The following is a 17,264-nucleotide window of genomic DNA, read 5'->3' as shown; positions in this document are numbered from 1 at the left end:
CTATAATATATTTGCACTCGGTTTTGGGGAGATACTCAAGCGGCCAACGAGGGCAGACTGTAAATCTGCTGACTACGTCTTCGCAGGTTCGAATCCTGCTCTCCCCACTTTAACTCGAAAAATCCACACGGACGTGTGGATTTTTTTATTTTATAAAATACGCGTGAGTTTACTCACAAGCATATTTTATAAAATAAAAAAAATAAACAGCGCAGCAGTTTGATTTTTCAATTTCAGGAAGTGTTTGTCATGATCAACGCAGTTAATCCTAATTCTATGGTTTTCTTTGTTTTGTTTTTAAATCTTTAGTGTTCTTTAAATCTAGCTTTATAGGATTAATCTAGTTAATCTTGGTTTTCAGAAAGTGTGAAGAAACAGGCCTATAACTCTGTAAATTCATAGTTGGGTTTTTTGTAGGAAAAAACGTTGGCTTCCATAGGGAAGGTATGGGAAAGGTATGGGAAAGCCATTAGGAAGCTATTGGAAAGGCATAAAGAATTTATAGAACTACAATGTGGGTTTGATTTTCTACTTGTTAAGGGACTAATAAGAGAGTTTCTCTTTATAGTTTTGCTTGTATGCTAATGCATTATATGGTAATATCCAATCGTTAAGCCAGCTTTTGTCAGTACCTTATCGTTCATTTAATATGAATGAGCTTTGACACGGACTATGTACGGAGTATGCACGGAGGATCTACGAACTATCTACGAACTGTGACTCGTCCCAAAATAACTATATAGGTTAATAAATAAATCCTGTTATAATTATACAACTATTTGTCAGTTTCTATATAGGATTCCTGGTCTAAACCTTTTTGTTCTAGGTTGATTGTTTCAATTAATTCAGGATTAGTTCTAATAGCATTTTCTACCAAATAAAAAGCCCCAAAACAAAAGTTCTGAGGCTTATTCCATTTGAATTTAGAGATACAGCTTAAAGATCGAAAGCAGCCTTTACCTTATCTACATAATCTAATTTTTCCCAAGTAAATAGTTCAACTTCCAGGTCTATTGTTTCCCCATTTATTTGTTCGAATGTTTTTGTAACAGTTTTGCTCTCTCTTCCCATATGGCCATAAGCAGCTGTTTCGCTATAAATTGGCTGACGAAGATTTAAACGATTTTCAATGGCAGATGGACGCATGTCGAAAATTTCTTTTACTTTTTGCGCTATTTCACCGTCTGTCATATTAAACGGACAAGTGCCATAGGTATCCACATAAATAGAAGTTGGTTCCACTACGCCAATAGCATAACTTACCTGTACAAGAACTTCTGTACAAACTCCGGCTGCCACTAAGTTTTTAGCAATATGTCTAGTTGCATAAGCACCACTTCTATCTACTTTACTTGGGTCTTTTCCAGAGAAAGCTCCTCCACCGTGGGCGCCTTTTCCTCCATACGTATCGACAATGATTTTTCTACCTGTAAGGCCTGAATCCCCATGTGGTCCACCTATTACAAACTTTCCAGTTGGATTGATATGATATTTTATATTGTCTGTAAATAATACTTGAATATGTTCTGGTAGAGAAGCAATAACTCGTGGAATTAAGACTTCGATCATATCTTTTCTAATTTTTTCAAGCATGGCTTCATCAGCAGCATCTTTATCTTCTTTCGATTTCGATTTTGGCTGTATAAAATCGTCATGCTGAGTAGAAATAACAATGGCTTCAATACGTTGTGGCACATTATCATCGCTATATTCAATAGTTACCTGACTTTTAGAATCTGGTCTTAAATAGGTGATATCTTTATTTTCTCTTCGTAATTTAGCAAGTTCTAGCATTAACCTGTGAGATAAATCTAATGCTAAAGGCATATAGTTATCTGTTTCATTGGTAGCATAACCAAACATCATTCCTTGGTCTCCTGCACCTTGCTCTTCTTTACTTGCTCTGTCAACACCACGATTAATGTCTTCCGACTGCTCATGAATAGCTGAAAATACACCACAAGAATTGCCATCAAACATATAGGCACTTTTAGTGTATCCAATTTTGTTAATGGTGTCTCTGGCAATTTTCTGAACATCTAAATAGGTGTTCGATTTCACTTCTCCTGCCAATACAACCTGCCCGGTTGTAACTAAGGTTTCGCAGGCTACTTTTGCATCTTTATCGAAGGCTAAAAAATGATCTATTAAAGCGTCGCTAATTTGGTCTGCTATTTTATCTGGATGTCCTTCTGAAACACTTTCAGAAGTAAATAAATAAGGCATAATTACTTGTTTTTTAAACTGTTAAATCAGAAAATGTAATATGATTGCAAGCTGCTAGAGGAGTAGAATGTTTACTGCTTTAGCATTTTATTTCCAACTTGTTTCCGAATCTTTTTATGAATTATTCTGAATCAAATTGAAGAGGTTGCAATCAGACAAATTTTTCCTCTTAATAATTGAACTGCAAAACTAATAAAATAAAATGGATTGCAAATTGTTTTTAATTTTTTTCGTAAAAAATTTGGTTTATAACTTTTTCTAATGCAATATTTGCGCTCACAAAGTTCAAAAACTTACTGAAAAGGAGAACTTTTAAAGACAAAGTTTAAGGCACAATAAATTTTTAAACCGCAGTTTACTATAGTAAATGAGGATTTTAAAAATTTTGAAGTAACGCAAAAATTTGTTTTTAAAATAATCCGAAAATGTTATCAAGAAAGGTGGAGGGATTAGACCCGCTGAAGCCTTAGCAACCCTTAGTTCTATACTATGAAGGTGCTACATTCTACTTAATATTCGATTCATTTATCGAATTATTGGATAGATAACTTATACGAAATTACTCATCTGTGATTTCAATTTTTCTTTTTAACATTTTTCTATTAGGTACGCTTCTAACGAGGCTTATTTGACTTTTGGTTTAATCATTTATTAACTCAAAAAACTAGAAAAATGAGTATTCAAAATTTCGCAACAAAAGCGTTGCACACAGGTCACGATGTTACAAAAAACGGAGGAACACGTGCTGTGCCAATTTACCAATCAACTTCTTATGTGTTCAACAACTCTGAACACGCAGCAAATCTCTTTTCTTTAAAAGAATTAGGATTTATCTATACCCGACTAAACAATCCAACCAATCAGATTTTACAAGAGCGTTTAGCTGCTGTTGAAGGAGGGATTGGAGCCGTTGTCTTTGCTTCGGGAATGGCTGCTATTTCTACTGGATTATTAACACTTTTAAAAGCAGGAGATCATATTGTAGCATCCAGCAGTTTGTATGGTGGCACCTATAATTTACTAAATGTTACCTTACCAAGACTGGGTATTACAACTACCTTTGTTGATGCCTCAGAACCAGATAATTTTGCAGCTGCTGTTCAAGAAAACACAAGAGCCTTTTTTGTAGAATCTTTAGGAAATCCGAAGTTAGATGTGCTGGATTTAGAAGCTATTGCAGAACACTCCAAAGCAGCGAGAGTGCCTTTTATTGTTGATAATACGGTGGCAACCCCAGCCTTATTAAATCCGATAGCCCATGGCGCAAACATCGTGATTCATTCCTTGACAAAATATATTGGTGGACAAGGAACATCTTTAGGAGGAGCTATTATTGACGGAGGAAATTTTGATTGGTCCAGTGGAAAATTTCCGGAATTTACGGAGCCATCAGCTGGATATCATGGGTTGGTTTATCACGATACTTTAGGCGCAGCTTCTTATACGTTTAAATTGATTTTAGAAGGCTTACGCGACTATGGAGGAGCCATAAGTCCGACAAATGCTTTTAACATTATTCAAGGTTTAGAAACTCTGGATATTCGTATTAAAAAACACAGCGAAAATGCTTTGGAAATTGCCCAATGGTTGGAAAAACAAGAGGAAGTTGCTTGGGTAAATTATCCAGGTTTAGAACGTAACGAGTACCACGAATTGGCTAAAAAATACTTGCCAAATGGACAAAGTGGTTTGGTTACTTTTGGCGTAAAAGGTGGATTTGAAGCTGCTAAAACAATAGTCGATAACACCAAAATATTTTCCTTACTCGCTAATATTGGGGATACAAAATCGCTAATTATTCATCCAGCCAGCACCACGCATCAGCAATTAGATGAAGTGTCTCAAACAAGTGCAGGCGTGTCTCAAGATTTAATCAGATTGTCTGTTGGACTTGAGGATGTAGAAGACTTAAAAGCCGATTTAAAAGCAACCTTCAAAATAGTTAACGAAACTGTTTTGGAAACTGAATCTAACTTATAAAAAAGATAATTATGAGCGATTTAATTTTTAAAGTACACGGAGAAAGTGCATCTCCAGCAAAATTCATTGCAAAAGCAAGGAATTTCAAATTAATTATAGACGAACCTAAAGATTTAGGAGGAACTGATGAATATGCAAATCCTGTAGAATATTTGTTAGCTGGATTGGCTGGCTGTGTAAATGTTGTTGGGCATTTGGTTGCTAAAGAATTAGGATTTACAATTAATTCCTTAAAAATTGAAGTAGAAGGGAATATAAATCCTGATACACTATTTGGAACTTCCAATAAAGAAAGAGCGGGATTCAAGGAGATTAGTTTAAAGTTAATTCCAGAAACAGAAGCGTCTATTGAAATACTTGTGTCTTGGTTGAAAATAGTTCAAGAACGTTGTCCGGTTAAGGATAATTTATTGAACGTGACTCCAGTAAGTCTTGAGGTTGAAAAACAATATGCTATTTAATAAATGTCAAAATTAAAACACATCCAAATTCCAAATTTCAAATTAGAAATTGGTAAGACAATGACTTTAAAATTGTCTTACCAATTATTTGGAAAACCTTTAGGTGCGGCACCCATTGTCCTTGTTAATCATGCCCTTACTGGGAATAGTAATGTGTCTGGAACAGATGGCTGGTGGAAGGATCTTATTGGAGAGGGTAAGGTAATTGATACCCAGGTTTATACAATTTTGGCATTTAATATTCCAGGAAATGGATACGACGATTTTATCATAGAAGACTATAAAAGCTTTATAGCAAAAGACATTGCAGCACTATTTTTATTGGGATTAAAAGAACTTCAAATTGAAAAGCTATTTGCAATTATTGGAGGCTCTTTAGGCGGTGGTATTGCCTGGGAAATGTTAGCTATAAAACCAGATTTAGCTTGGCATTTTATTCCTGTAGCTACCGATTGGAAAGCGACCGATTGGCTTATTGCCAACTGTCAGATCCAAGAACAGTTTTTGGTTAATTCCAGTAATCCGGTGCACGATGCACGTATGCATGCCATGTTGTGTTATAGGACGCCAGCTTCGTTTAAAGAAAGGTTTCACCGTACTAAAAACAGCGATTTACAGATATTTAACGTGGAAAGCTGGTTGCTCCATCACGGTAAAAAGTTGCAAGAACGCTACCAATTGGCATCCTATAAACTCATGAATCAATTGCTTAAAACCATTGATGTTACTAATGGCGGAGCACATAGTCTGAACATTTTAGATAAAATTCAAGCCCATATTCACATAATTGGAGTCGATTCGGATTTGTTTTTTACTGCTGAAGAAAATCGGGAAACACAAAAACAAATGGCAGTAATACATCCAAATGTGACCTATAATGAAATCCATTCCATTCACGGTCACGATGCGTTTTTGATAGAATTTAATCAATTAGAAAAAATTATTTCAGGAATTTTTAAACCTGAAACAAAAGAAAAGAACATGAAAATATTAAAATTTGGAGGGAAATCTTTGGCAAACGGAAATGGTTTGAACAAAGTACTTACCATAATAGAAAGCAAAGTAAAAGACAAACAAAACATCGCGGTTGTTGTTTCTGCCAGAGGAAATGCCACAAACGAATTAGAAGAAATTCTTGAAAAGGCAGCCGCCAATCAAGCCTATAAAACACAATTGGAAGCTTTTAAAGCCTATCAGACAGAACCTTTAAAATCGGTTGATTTTTCAGTAGAATTTTCAAAGTTGGATACCCTTTTAGAAGGCGTTAGCTTACTTGAGGATTATAGTGAAAAAATAAAAGATGAAGTTTTATCCCATGGCGAAATACTAGCAACAAAAATCATCACGCAGTTATTGACAGAACGGGCCATTAAAGCTCATGCTACAGATGCCAGGCTATTAATTAAAACCGATGCTAATTTTGGAGATGCACAGCCTATTCTTGCTGTTTCAGAACAGAATGTAAAAGCACATTTTGAGAAGTACAATGGAGAAACTGTTCATATTGTATCGGGATTTATTGCCTCTAATTTAAAAAATCAAACGACCACTTTAGGGCGAAACGGAAGTAATTATACAGCCTCATTATTAGCAAATTACCTGGATGCCGAAGAGCTGGAAAGCTATACGCATGTCAATGGAATTTATACAGCTAACCCAGATTTGGTTCCTGATGCCAAGAAAATAGATCAGTTAACATTTGGAGAAGCCAATGAGTTGGCCAATTTTGGGGCTACCATTTTACACGCTAAAACCATTGTTCCTTTAATAGAAAAAAATATTAATCTTCGTATTTTAAATACTTTTAACCCTGAAGATGAAGGTACTTTAATTACATCAAAAGCAACAGTTGAGGGCATTAAATCGCTTTCAGTTTTAGAGCATGTCTCGCTTATAAATTTTGAAGGACGGGGACTTTTAGGAAAAGTAGGAGTCGATGCCAGAATATTTAGAACTTTAAGTACGCACCAAATTAGTGTCAGTATTATTGCCCAAGGCTCCTCAGAGCGTGGCATTGGATTTATTGTGGCTTCCAATCGTGCAAAAGATGCTGTTGCAGCTTTAGAACAAGAGTTTGAAAATGAATTTTACACCAAAGACGTTCATAAGATATCCATTATTGATGATGTATCCGTTATTTCTATCATTGGATTGGACTTAAGTAAATTTCATCAGCCTTATAATGCGCTTATAAAAAACCAGATTGTTCCCTTATTATTCAACAATACCATTTCCGGGAAAAATGTGAGTTTGGTGGTTAGGAAACATCAGTTACACAAAGCACTTAATGTGATTCACGGACAAGTGTTTGGCGTGGCTAAAAACATCAATATTGCCATTTTTGGAAAAGGCTTGGTTGGTGGCACGCTAATCGATCAGATTTTGGAGAACGCCGAATCTATTTTAAAACGAAGACATATTCAACTCCGTGTTTTTGCTATTGCAAACTCTAAACAGGTACTTTTAAACGCTTCTGGCATAGATGAAAACTGGAAACAGGATTTAGAAACTGAAGGCATCGGCAGCACATCTGCTCAAGCTATTATCGATTATGCTGAAAAACACCATTTAGAAAATCTGATAGCAGTTGATAATACGGCAAATGCCGATTTTATTGAAAACTATATTCCTTTAGTGGAAGCTGGTTTCGATTTGGTGTCTTCCAACAAAATAGCCAACACCGTATCTCATAGTTTTTATAAAACCTTAAGAGAAAAGTTAGCTAAAAACAAAAAGGAATATTTATATGAAACTAATGTTGGTGCAGGCTTGCCTTTAATTGATACCATTAAATTATTACACGAATCGGGTGAAAATATCACACGAATACGAGGTGTTTTTTCGGGTTCTTTAAGTTATTTGTTTAATGCGTTTTCTTCGGAAAACAGACTGTTTTCAGAGATTTTACAAGAAGCGATTGATGAAGGATATACAGAACCAGATCCAAGGGAAGATTTATGTGGCAACGATGTAGCCAGAAAATTATTAATCCTTGCCCGAGAGTTAGATTTAGAGAATGAATTTGAGGACATTCATATAGAAAACCTTATTCCTGAAGCATTTCGAGATAGTTCTACATCGCAATTTTTAGGGGATTTAGAAGCATTGAACGAAACCTTTCAAAAGAAAAAAGATGCTCAAAAACCAGATCACGTCTTGAGATATATTGGCGACTTGTCGGGCGATTTGTTTCAGAGTAAAGGGCAATTGGATGTGCAATTAGTGTCGGTTCCTAAAAATTCAACTTTGGGATCTTTAAAAGGATCGGATGCTATTTTCGAAATATTTACAGAATCTTATGGCGAAAGACCATTAGTCATTCAAGGTGCAGGTGCAGGTAAACATGTAACAGCAAGAGGTGTGTTTGGAGATATTTTACGATTGGCGAAAAACACCAACTAAAAGCGTTAAAAGTCAGTGGTGTTAGTGCTTCATTATTACTCCATGGGAAAAAGTGATAATATTAAGGCCATAGCATCACAGGTATTTTAAATATTCTGCTATTTTTGCCACATAATTGATATTAATGAGGCAAATTATAACCTACTTTTTGTTTTTAAGTTTCGCAATTGTTTACTCTCAGGAAAAGCAGAGCAAATCGTATTTCGATGTTAATTATTTTACAGGAAATATTGCCTTACATAATAATGATATTCTTCATTTAATTAAAGGTCATCCAGAAGGAGCTATTTTAAGTTGGAATAAAAAGTCTTTTGGAGAAAAAGACTGGGAACAGCGCTATGGTTATCCAGATTGGGGAGTTTCTTTTGCTTATCAAGACCTTAAAAATGATGTTTTGGGTGATAATTATTCACTTTATGCACACTATAATTTTTATTTCTTAAAACGTAATTTAATGCTACGGATTGGGCAGGGTTTAGCATATAATACCAACCCCTACGATAAGGTAGATAACCCAAAAAATGTAGCCTTTGGTTCTACTATTTTAAGTGCCACCTACGTGATGCTTAATTACAAGAAAGAAAGAATATTTGATAGGTTTGGAATTCAAGCAGGACTTTCACTTTTGCATTATTCCAATGCCAATATCAAAGCCCCAAATACCAGTGTGAATACCATAGCTTTTAATGTTGGGTTGACCTATAATTTAGATGAAGCTGATCCAGAGTATATTAAAGCCATTACCAAAGAAAAATTCACCCAACCTATAAAGTTTAATTTAGCCTTTAGAACTGGTATTAATGAAAGTGATTTAATAGGAAGTGGGCAATATCCGTTTTATATTCTGTCTGCTTATGCCGATAAACGCTTGTCTCATAAAAGTGCGGTGCACGCAGGAACAGATGTGTTTTTCTCCATGTTTTTAAAAGAATTAATTTATTATAAGTCCGTTTCTTTCCCAGAAGAGAATGTTTCAGGAGACGAAGATTATAAACGTGTTGGCCTTTTTGTAGGTCATGAATTGTTTATTAATAAGTTGTCTGTAGTCACCCAGTTTGGTTATTATGTGTACTATCCATACGACTTTGAGGGCAGAACTTATTTAAGAATAGGTGCAAAACGCTATTTTGGCGAAAAGTGGTTTGCAGCATTAACCTTGAAATCTCATGGTGCCAAAGCCGAAGCTGTTGAATTTGGCGTTGGTATAAGATTGTAAAAAATGAAAAAACTACTTTATATATTCATATTAGTTGGCTTTTTTGCTTGTGATAGCGAAGATACTAATGATTGTTTTCAAAAATCAGGAGACATTGTTCAGCAAGAAGTAACTGTTCCAGGTTTTGATAAAATATTTGTAAATAGAAATATTGAATTGATTTTAAAAGAAGCTGCAGAAACACATGTTCTAATTGAAACAGGGAAAAATTTACTCAATGATGTAGAGGTTGTAGTAGTAGATAATCAGTTGCGTGTAGTTGATAATAATACCTGCAACTTTATCAGAGATTACAAACCCACTAAAATTTATGTTTCAGCGCCCAATATTACTCAAATTAGGTGTTCCACACAGTATGATATTTTGTCCGATGGAGTTTTAAACTATAGTAATTTAAGCTTGTATTCTGAAGATTTTTCTTCGGAAGGCGATTTTACTGTTGGAGATTTTAAGCTACAAGTCAACTCTAATAGTTTAAGTATAACCTCCAATAATCTATCTTCTTTTTACATTTCTGGAAAGACTAATAATTTATCTGTGGGGTTTTATTCGGGGTCCGGACGTTTTGAAGGTGCTGGTTTAATAGCTCAAAATGTCAGTATTTCTCATAGAGGTTATAACGATATGATTGTAAATCCGCAAGTATCTTTAACAGGAGTGTTACGTGGCACAGGCGATTTAATTTCTAAAAATCAACCCCCAACGGTAGAAGTAGAGCAATTGTATACTGGAAAACTAATTTTTGATTAAAAGAAAAACCTCTCTCTGAAACTCTGCGTTTTCTCGTTGAAATTATATGGAGTTATTTATTTTGTCAACTCTCTAAATAGGTTTTCCAAGCTGGTATTTTTTTGATTCAGCTGAAGAATTTTCAACTGATTATCATGTGCAAAATCAAAAACATGAGAACGCATATCTTCTGTTGTAGAAAAGGTGATTTCATAAATAAAATCGTGTGTATTTAACACCTGTTTTGCTTTAGGTAAGTTTAATAAAAAAGCATCTTCAACTCTGTAATCAAACTCTACAATAACTATTTGTTCTTGACCTTCTCTTAGATCCTTTAGTTTTTTGTCTGTCACAATTTCTCCGTTATTAATAATAATTACACGATCGCACATGGCTTCCACCTCTTGCATGATGTGAGTAGAAAGAAAAACAGTTTTTTCCTTTCCTATATTTTTAATTAAAGTTCTAATTTCCACCAATTGATTTGGGTCTAAACCGGTTGTTGGTTCGTCTAAAATTAAAACATCTGGATTGTGCAATAGCGCATTTGCCAGACCTACACGCTGTCTGTAACCTTTAGAAAGTTGTTGAATTTTTTTATGAGCCTCAGAAGTTAATCCGGTTAGTTTTATCACTTCTTCAATACGTTCTTTTTCAACCCCATAAACCTGTGCGTTAAAGGTTAAATATTCTCTAACATACTGTTCTAAGTACAAGGGGTTGTGTTCTGGCAAGTATCCAACACTTTGTTGCACCTTTTGTTTATTGGTGTTTACATCAAAATCATTCACTTTAGCTTGTCCTTCAGAAGCCTCAATATAGGTGGTTAAAATCTTCATCATAGTCGATTTTCCAGCACCATTAGGACCTAGAAAACCAACAATTTCTGGTTTATTCACTTTAAACGACACCTTGTTTAATGCTTTTTGCGACCCGTAAATTTTTGAGATGTTTTGAACTTCAATAGACATAAAACTTGTAGATTTTTTGTAAAAATAACTATTTAGTAAACGATTTCAATTAAAAATTAGTCTTTACATGTTGTTTTTTAAAATTATTCTCTACTTTAGCAAACTGAATATGAAAGCAACATTGAATTTTGCATATTATAACTGGAATTATTTCTTTTTTAACAGAAGAAACGAGACCTCGTATATGTAATTTTTATTAATAATACATGATATAAAAGTCTCGATGGAAATCGGGACTTTTTTTTTGTCAAATACCAAAAACTAAAACCATTTGAGACATACAATCGGTATACAAGGAGTAAAAGGGTCTTTTCATCATATTGTAACTCAGCAATATTTTGAAAACGAAGTAGCTGTGCAAGAATGTGCATCTTTTGATAAGCTTGTTCAAGGTTTGCTTTCTAATGAAACCGATGCCATTGTTATGGCTTTGGAGAACTCGATTGCGGGATCAATTATTCCGAATTACGCTTTAATAGATTCAAATAATTTAAGAATTGTAGGAGAGTGTTATCTGGATGTTCAACATCATTTAATGGCTTTAAAAAATCAAACAATTACAGATATTGTTGAGGTATATTCTCATCCCATGGCGTTATTGCAATGTAAGGAATTCTTTAAAAAACACCCACATATAAAGCTGATTGAAGATTCAGATACAGCAGGAGTCGCACAACGTATTCAAAAAGAAAGTTTAAAGGGTGTAGCCGCCATTGCGAGTAAATTAGCCTCAGAATTATTTGAGTTAGATATTTTGGCAGAAAGTATTCAAACCATAAAAAATAACGAAACCCGCTTTGTAATAGTTGAAAAAACAAAGAGAGATTTAGAGGAAGCGCACATTAATAAAGCATCTGTAAAATTCGAATTAGATCATAAAAGAGGAAGTTTAGCAACCGTTTTAAATGTGATGAGCGATTGTAAATTGAATTTAACTAAAATCCAATCCTTACCAAAAATAGAAACGCCATGGAAATATGCATTTTTTATAGATGTTACTTTCGATGATTACCGAGATTATAAAAAGGCTCAGTCGCTTTTAGAAATAATGGCAGAAGAATTTAAAATATTAGGGGAATATAAAAATGCAAAACAATGATAGAAGTAGCACAAAGATTGCAATCGGTTGAAGAGTATTACTTTTCAAAGAAATTACGGGAGGTTAGGTTGCTGCAAGCTGATGGAAAACCCATTATAAACTTAGGAATTGGGAGTCCAGATTTGCAACCGCCACAAAAAGTTATATCGGCTTTAAGTGAAAGTTTTAAGGACGTTCAAGCCAATCAGTATCAGAGTTATCAGGGTTTGCCAGAATTGCGCGAAGCCATGGCTTATTTTTATAGATCTCAGTATCAGGTCAATTTAAGTCCGTCTACAGAAGTGCTGCCATTAATGGGGAGTAAAGAAGGTATTATGCATATTTCTATGGCATTTTTAAATCCGGGAGATCACGTACTTGTACCAAATCCGGGCTATCCAACCTATTTATCCGTAAGTCGTTTGGTTGGTGCCAATCCCATTCTTTATCCTTTAAATGAAGAAGAAAACTGGTTGCCAGATTTAGAAGCTTTAGAACAAAAAGATTTAACTCAGGTAAAACTTATGTGGATTAATTATCCTCATATGCCTACTGGAGCTGTAGCGACAGAGGCTTTTTTTGTAAAACTAATAGCTTTTGCAAAAAAGCATCAGATTTTGATTGTAAACGATAATCCGTATGGCTTTATTCTTAACAGTTCTCCAAAAAGTATTTTAAATATTCCAGGAGCAAAGGATGTTTGTTTAGAGCTAAATTCTTTAAGTAAGACTTTTAATATGTCTGGATGGAGAATTGGGATGGTTTTAGGAAAATCGGAATATATAGGACATATTTTAAAGGTTAAAAGCAATATGGATTCTGGGATGTTGTACGGGATTCAAAAAGGAGCAATTGAGGCCTTAAATTGTTCTAAATTATGGTATGTCAGTCTAAATAATGTATATGAAGAACGACGAAAACTAATTTGGCGATTGGCAGACAATTTAAATTGCACCTATAATAAACAAGCTACAGGCTTATTTGTTTGGGCAAAAATTCCTGGGTCTTTTACGTCTGAAGAGTTTATTGATTTACTGTTGAAAGAGAAACATATTTTTATTGCGCCAGGAACCGTTTTTGGAAGTCAGGGAGAAGGTTATATTAGGTTTTCACTTTGCGCTTGTACAAAAGATATTGAAGAAGCCATTGCTAGAATATAGTTAATAAACCGTGCTTATTTAAAAATTAAAAACACATGCTTACTGCCTTAAAATAGTAAGGGTAGAAGCGTAAAACACATATGAAAAACATATATATCATAGGAGTTGGATTAATTGGAGGCAGCATTGCTAAAGATGTTAAGAAGTTGAATCCGGAAATTACAATTCATGGAATAGATAAAAATAAGAACCATTTAGAAGACGCTCTTTCTTTAAAACTCATAGATAAAAAAGCCGTTTTTGATGATCTGGAAAAAGCTGATTTAGTGATTGTTTCCATACCTGTTGATGCTACAGAAATGTTGTTGCCAGGAATTCTTGATAACGTCTCAGACGATGCTTTAGTCATAGATTCTGGATCTACAAAAGCGAGTATTTGTAAGGCTGTTGAAAATCACCCGAAACGCAGAAACTTTTTAGCAACGCATCCCATAGCGGGAACCGAGTTTTCCGGGCCAAAAGCTGCATTGGAAGGGTTGTTTGCAAACAAAACAAACATTATTTGCGAAATAGAAAAAACAGCTTTTAAATTGCAAGAACGCGCTTTAACCATTTTTAAAATTATGGGAATGCATATGCGTTATATGAATCCCGAAGCTCATGATAAACATATTGCCTATGTATCGCATTTGTCGCATATAAGTGCCTTTATGTTAGGGAAAACGGTTATAGAAAAGGAAAAGAACGAACGTGATATTTTTGATTTGGCAGGAAGTGGTTTTGCTTCAACTGTCCGATTGGCAAAAAGTTCGCCCCGGATGTGGGCACCTATTTTTAAACAGAATAAAAGCCATGTTATAGAATCTTTAGACGAGTATATAAACAACTTATCCAAGTTTAAAGCAGCCATGGAATTAGATGATTTTGATTTTATTTTTAGTGAAATGGAAAACACAAATCATATAAAACAGATTTTAAACGGAATACAATAATCTAAAAAAATAAATAGTCTGTCGGTTTAAAAGACAGATAAAAACCTAAATTCCAAAAGATAAGAAGTATCCTATTATAGGAATTTTGAATTTGTTTATTTTTGAATATTACCAATATTATGGAGAACAAAAAAGAACTTAAAAACTGGTTAAACGCTTTTAATTTAAAGCACCCTTTAGTAATAGCGGGACCGTGTAGTGCAGAAACCGAAGAACAGGTGTTAACTATTGCTCATCAGTTAAAGAACAGCGATGCCACTGTTATGCGTGCAGGTATCTGGAAACCTAGAACTAGACCCGGAAATTTTGAAGGTGTTGGAGCTTTAGGCTTAAAATGGCTTCAAAAAGCCAAAGAAGAAACAGGGTTGTTAATTGCAACGGAGGTAGCTAATGCCAATCATGTAGATTTAGCCTTAGAGCACGATGTAGATCTGTTATGGATTGGAGCACGAACAACGGTTAGTCCGTTTATTGTTCAAGAAATTGCAGAAGCTTTACAGGGCACAGATAAAATAGTTCTAGTTAAGAATCCCGTAAATCCGGATTTATCACTTTGGCTGGGTGCTGTAGAAAGATTTCATACTGCAGGAATTAATAATTTAGGGGTTATTCATCGTGGGTTTTCAACTTACGAAAAAACCAGATATAGAAATAATCCAGAATGGCAAATACCTATCGATTTACAAAACCGTTTTCCAGATTTACCACTAATTTTAGATCCTTCGCATATTGCCGGTCGTAGAGATATTATTTTCGATTTATGTCAAACAGCTCTCGATTTAAACTACGATGGTTTAATGGTGGAAACGCATCATAATCCGGATAAAGCGTGGAGCGATGCGTCTCAACAAATTACTCCAGACACTTTGGATCAATACACAAAAGATTTAAAAATTAGAAAAGAAGTAGGAGAAGCTGCCGAATTTAAAAATAGAATCAACACTCTGCGCACACAAATAGATGTGATAGATCATCAATTAATAGATATGATTGGAAAGCGTATGAAAGTTGCAGATGATATTGGTGCCTTAAAAAAAGCGCATAATGTGGCTGTTTTACAAACAAAACGCTGGAATGAAATTTTAGGAAAAATGATTCTTCAAGGAGAGGAGAAAAATTTAAGTGAAGAGTTTATTCTACGCATGTTTAAGGCCATTCATCAGGAATCGATAAATCATCAGGAAAAGATTATCAAAAAATAAATGTCTTAGACCTTTCTAATCCTAAAGTTTTGGGACTGAAAGGTCTTTTATCTTTGATTTGTTTTTCCTTATTAATTAATATTGCATCTTTGTAATAATGACAGGAATAGTATATAAATCTACTGGAAGCTGGTACACTGTAAAAACGGATTTAGGTGCCATATATCAATGCCGAATTAAAGGAAAGTTTAGAATTCAAGGTATTAAAAGCACCAATCCCATTGCTGTTGGAGATCGTGTGGATTTCGATTTAGACGAAAGTAATAATGAGGAACCAGTAGGGGTAATTACTAATATTCACGACAGAACGAATTATATTGTTAGAAAATCGGTTAATTTATCGAAACAAACACATGTTATTGCTTCTAATATAGATCAGGTTTTTCTCTTGGTAACTATAGATAATCCTCCAACCTTTACAACGTTTATCGATAGGTTTTTAGTAACCGCCGAAGCCTATTCCATTAAAGCCATTTTGCTTTTTAATAAAGTAGATACTTATAGTCAAGAGACGCTTGACGAAGTGAGATATCTAGCTCATGTGTATCGAAAAATTGGTTATGAATGTATTGGAATTTCAGCAGCTACCGGAAAAAACATCGATAAGGTAAAAGCTATCATGCAAGATAAAGTAAGCATGTTTGCCGGACATTCAGGAGTGGGAAAATCTACTTTAGTCAATGCCATTGAACCGGAATTAAATTTGAAAACAAAAGAAATATCTACCCAACATAGCCAAGGGCAGCACACCACTACCTTTGCCGAAATGTTTGACTTAAGCTTTGGTGCAAAAATAATAGACACCCCAGGAATTAAAGGTTTTGGAGTTGTAGATATGGACAGAACGGAGGTTGGCGATTACTTTCCAGAGTTTTTTAAACTGAAACAAGATTGCAAGTTTAATAACTGCATTCATGTAGACGAACCAAAATGCGCTGTAAAAGATGCTTTAGACAAGGATGAGATTGCTTACTCAAGATATAGAAGTTACCTTCAAATTTTGGAAGGAGAAGACGCGCATTATAGAACAGATATTTGGGATCAAGAGTAATTATACTACATCTTGTTATTGGTATTAAACATAAACTTATTTCTTTATTTTTTTTTGAAAAAATTGTAAAATATTATGAAAGCAGTTATTCAAAGAGTTTCAAAAGCCAGTGTTACTATTAATGGAAATAAAGTAGCATCCATTGCTAATGGGTTACTTGTTTTATTGGGAATTATAGACGAAGACAGTCAAGAAGATATCCATTGGTTGTCTAATAAAATTGCTAATCTTCGAATTTTTAATGACGAAAATGGGGTGATGAACCAATCCTTGTTACAGCAAGAAGGAGACGTTATTGTGGTTAGTCAATTCACGCTTCACGCTAATACAAAAAAAGGAAACAGACCAAGTTATATTAAAGCAGCCAAACCGGATGTTGCCATTCCTCTTTATGAAACTTTTATAAAAGAAATGGAAGGCATTTTAGGGAAACCAATTCAAACCGGAGAATTTGGAGCAGATATGAAAGTAGAGCTTTTAAACGACGGACCTGTATCCATAATTATTGATACTAAAAATAAGGAATAATGGACATAAAAAATTCGCAACAGGCAGTAGATACATGGATAAAAGAACACGGGGTTCGTTATTTTAACGAGCTCACTAATATGGCTCAGCTTACAGAAGAAGTGGGCGAGGTAGCCAGAATTATTGCTAGACGTTACGGCGAACAAAGCGAAAAAGAAAGCGATAAAAGCAAAGATTTAGGGGAAGAGTTGGCAGATGTGGTATTTGTAGTTTTATGTCTTGCCAATCAAACAGGAATCGATTTGCAAGCTGCTTTCGATAAGAAATTGGATTTAAAAACCAAGCGCGATCACGATAGACATCATAATAACGAAAAGCTGAAGTAGAT

The 17,264-nt window shown here is 34.6% G+C and carries 14 protein-coding genes, 1 tRNA gene and 1 riboswitch; of the genes, 13 read left to right on the top strand and 2 right to left on the bottom strand.

Going from position 1 to position 17,264, the window contains the following annotated elements; translation table 11 throughout:
- Positions 1-25: 25 nt before the first annotated feature.
- Positions 26-107, top strand: a tRNA-Tyr gene (locus tag OS188_RS01810).
- Positions 108-936: 829 nt separating this feature from the next.
- On the opposite strand, the gene metK is transcribed toward OS188_RS01810, so the two are convergent.
- Positions 937-2,226: a methionine adenosyltransferase gene (gene metK, locus OS188_RS01805; protein ID WP_267147104.1), complete on the bottom strand. Its 1,290-nt coding sequence runs from the start codon at positions 2,224-2,226 to the stop codon at positions 937-939.
- Between the two features lie 425 nt (positions 2,227-2,651).
- Positions 2,652-2,777: riboswitch (SAM riboswitch) on the top strand.
- Positions 2,778-2,898: 121 nt separating this feature from the next.
- Between metK and OS188_RS01800 the strand changes: the two genes are divergently transcribed.
- The 5 genes from OS188_RS01800 to OS188_RS01780 all read left to right on the top strand — a co-directional run bounded on the left by OS188_RS01800 (position 2,899) and on the right by OS188_RS01780 (position 10,035).
- The gene (locus tag OS188_RS01800; protein ID WP_267147103.1) at positions 2,899-4,206 is read left to right on the top strand and encodes an O-acetylhomoserine aminocarboxypropyltransferase/cysteine synthase family protein; all 1,308 of its coding nucleotides are present in this window, start codon (positions 2,899-2,901) and stop codon (positions 4,204-4,206) included.
- A gap of 11 nt (positions 4,207-4,217) precedes the next feature.
- Positions 4,218-4,667 (top strand): OsmC family protein, encoded by a 450-nt coding sequence (locus tag OS188_RS01795; RefSeq protein WP_267147102.1) that lies wholly within the window; start codon positions 4,218-4,220, stop codon positions 4,665-4,667.
- Between the two features lie 3 nt (positions 4,668-4,670).
- Positions 4,671-8,069, top strand: a complete 3,399-nt coding sequence (thrA, locus tag OS188_RS01790) for a bifunctional aspartate kinase/homoserine dehydrogenase I (protein WP_267147101.1) — start codon at positions 4,671-4,673, stop codon at positions 8,067-8,069.
- 124 nt (positions 8,070-8,193) lie between these two features.
- Positions 8,194-9,285, top strand: a complete 1,092-nt coding sequence (locus OS188_RS01785; protein ID WP_267147100.1) for an acyloxyacyl hydrolase — start codon at positions 8,194-8,196, stop codon at positions 9,283-9,285.
- Positions 9,286-9,288: 3 nt separating this feature from the next.
- Complete coding sequence (locus OS188_RS01780) at positions 9,289-10,035, top strand: head GIN domain-containing protein (RefSeq protein ID WP_267147099.1); 747 nt, start codon at positions 9,289-9,291, stop codon at positions 10,033-10,035.
- 56 nt (positions 10,036-10,091) lie between these two features.
- On the opposite strand, the gene gldA is transcribed toward OS188_RS01780, so the two are convergent.
- On the bottom strand, positions 10,092-10,985 hold the full coding sequence (gene gldA / locus OS188_RS01775; RefSeq protein ID WP_267147098.1) for a gliding motility-associated ABC transporter ATP-binding subunit GldA: 894 nt from the start codon (positions 10,983-10,985) through the stop codon (positions 10,092-10,094).
- Between the two features lie 271 nt (positions 10,986-11,256).
- Here gldA and OS188_RS01770 point away from each other — a divergent pair, with 271 nt between their 5' ends.
- The 7 genes from OS188_RS01770 to OS188_RS01740 all read left to right on the top strand — a co-directional run bounded on the left by OS188_RS01770 (position 11,257) and on the right by OS188_RS01740 (position 17,262).
- On the top strand, positions 11,257-12,084 hold the full coding sequence (locus OS188_RS01770; RefSeq protein WP_267147097.1) for a prephenate dehydratase: 828 nt from the start codon (positions 11,257-11,259) through the stop codon (positions 12,082-12,084).
- Positions 12,081-13,223, top strand: a complete 1,143-nt coding sequence (locus tag OS188_RS01765) for a pyridoxal phosphate-dependent aminotransferase (protein WP_267147096.1) — start codon at positions 12,081-12,083, stop codon at positions 13,221-13,223. The genes OS188_RS01770 and OS188_RS01765 overlap by 4 nt, the downstream gene beginning before the upstream one ends.
- A gap of 80 nt (positions 13,224-13,303) precedes the next feature.
- A complete protein-coding gene (locus tag OS188_RS01760; RefSeq protein WP_267147095.1) occupies positions 13,304-14,155 on the top strand; it encodes a prephenate dehydrogenase in 852 nt (283 codons plus the stop codon).
- Between the two features lie 119 nt (positions 14,156-14,274).
- A complete protein-coding gene (locus tag OS188_RS01755) occupies positions 14,275-15,357 on the top strand; it encodes a bifunctional 3-deoxy-7-phosphoheptulonate synthase/chorismate mutase type II (protein ID WP_267147094.1) in 1,083 nt (360 codons plus the stop codon).
- A gap of 97 nt (positions 15,358-15,454) precedes the next feature.
- The gene (gene rsgA / locus OS188_RS01750; protein ID WP_267147093.1) at positions 15,455-16,408 is read left to right on the top strand and encodes a ribosome small subunit-dependent GTPase A; all 954 of its coding nucleotides are present in this window, start codon (positions 15,455-15,457) and stop codon (positions 16,406-16,408) included.
- 75 nt (positions 16,409-16,483) lie between these two features.
- The gene (dtd, locus tag OS188_RS01745; RefSeq protein WP_267147092.1) at positions 16,484-16,936 is read left to right on the top strand and encodes a D-aminoacyl-tRNA deacylase; all 453 of its coding nucleotides are present in this window, start codon (positions 16,484-16,486) and stop codon (positions 16,934-16,936) included.
- Positions 16,936-17,262: a nucleotide pyrophosphohydrolase gene (locus OS188_RS01740; RefSeq protein ID WP_267147091.1), complete on the top strand. Its 327-nt coding sequence runs from the start codon at positions 16,936-16,938 to the stop codon at positions 17,260-17,262. The genes dtd and OS188_RS01740 overlap by 1 nt, the downstream gene beginning before the upstream one ends.
- Positions 17,263-17,264: the final 2 nt, after the last annotated feature.

It is taken from the genome of Xanthomarina sp. F1114, assembly GCF_026410255.1.
Lineage (GTDB): Bacteria > Bacteroidota > Bacteroidia > Flavobacteriales > Flavobacteriaceae > Xanthomarina.
This window is presented reverse-complemented; position numbering and strand designations above follow the sequence as displayed.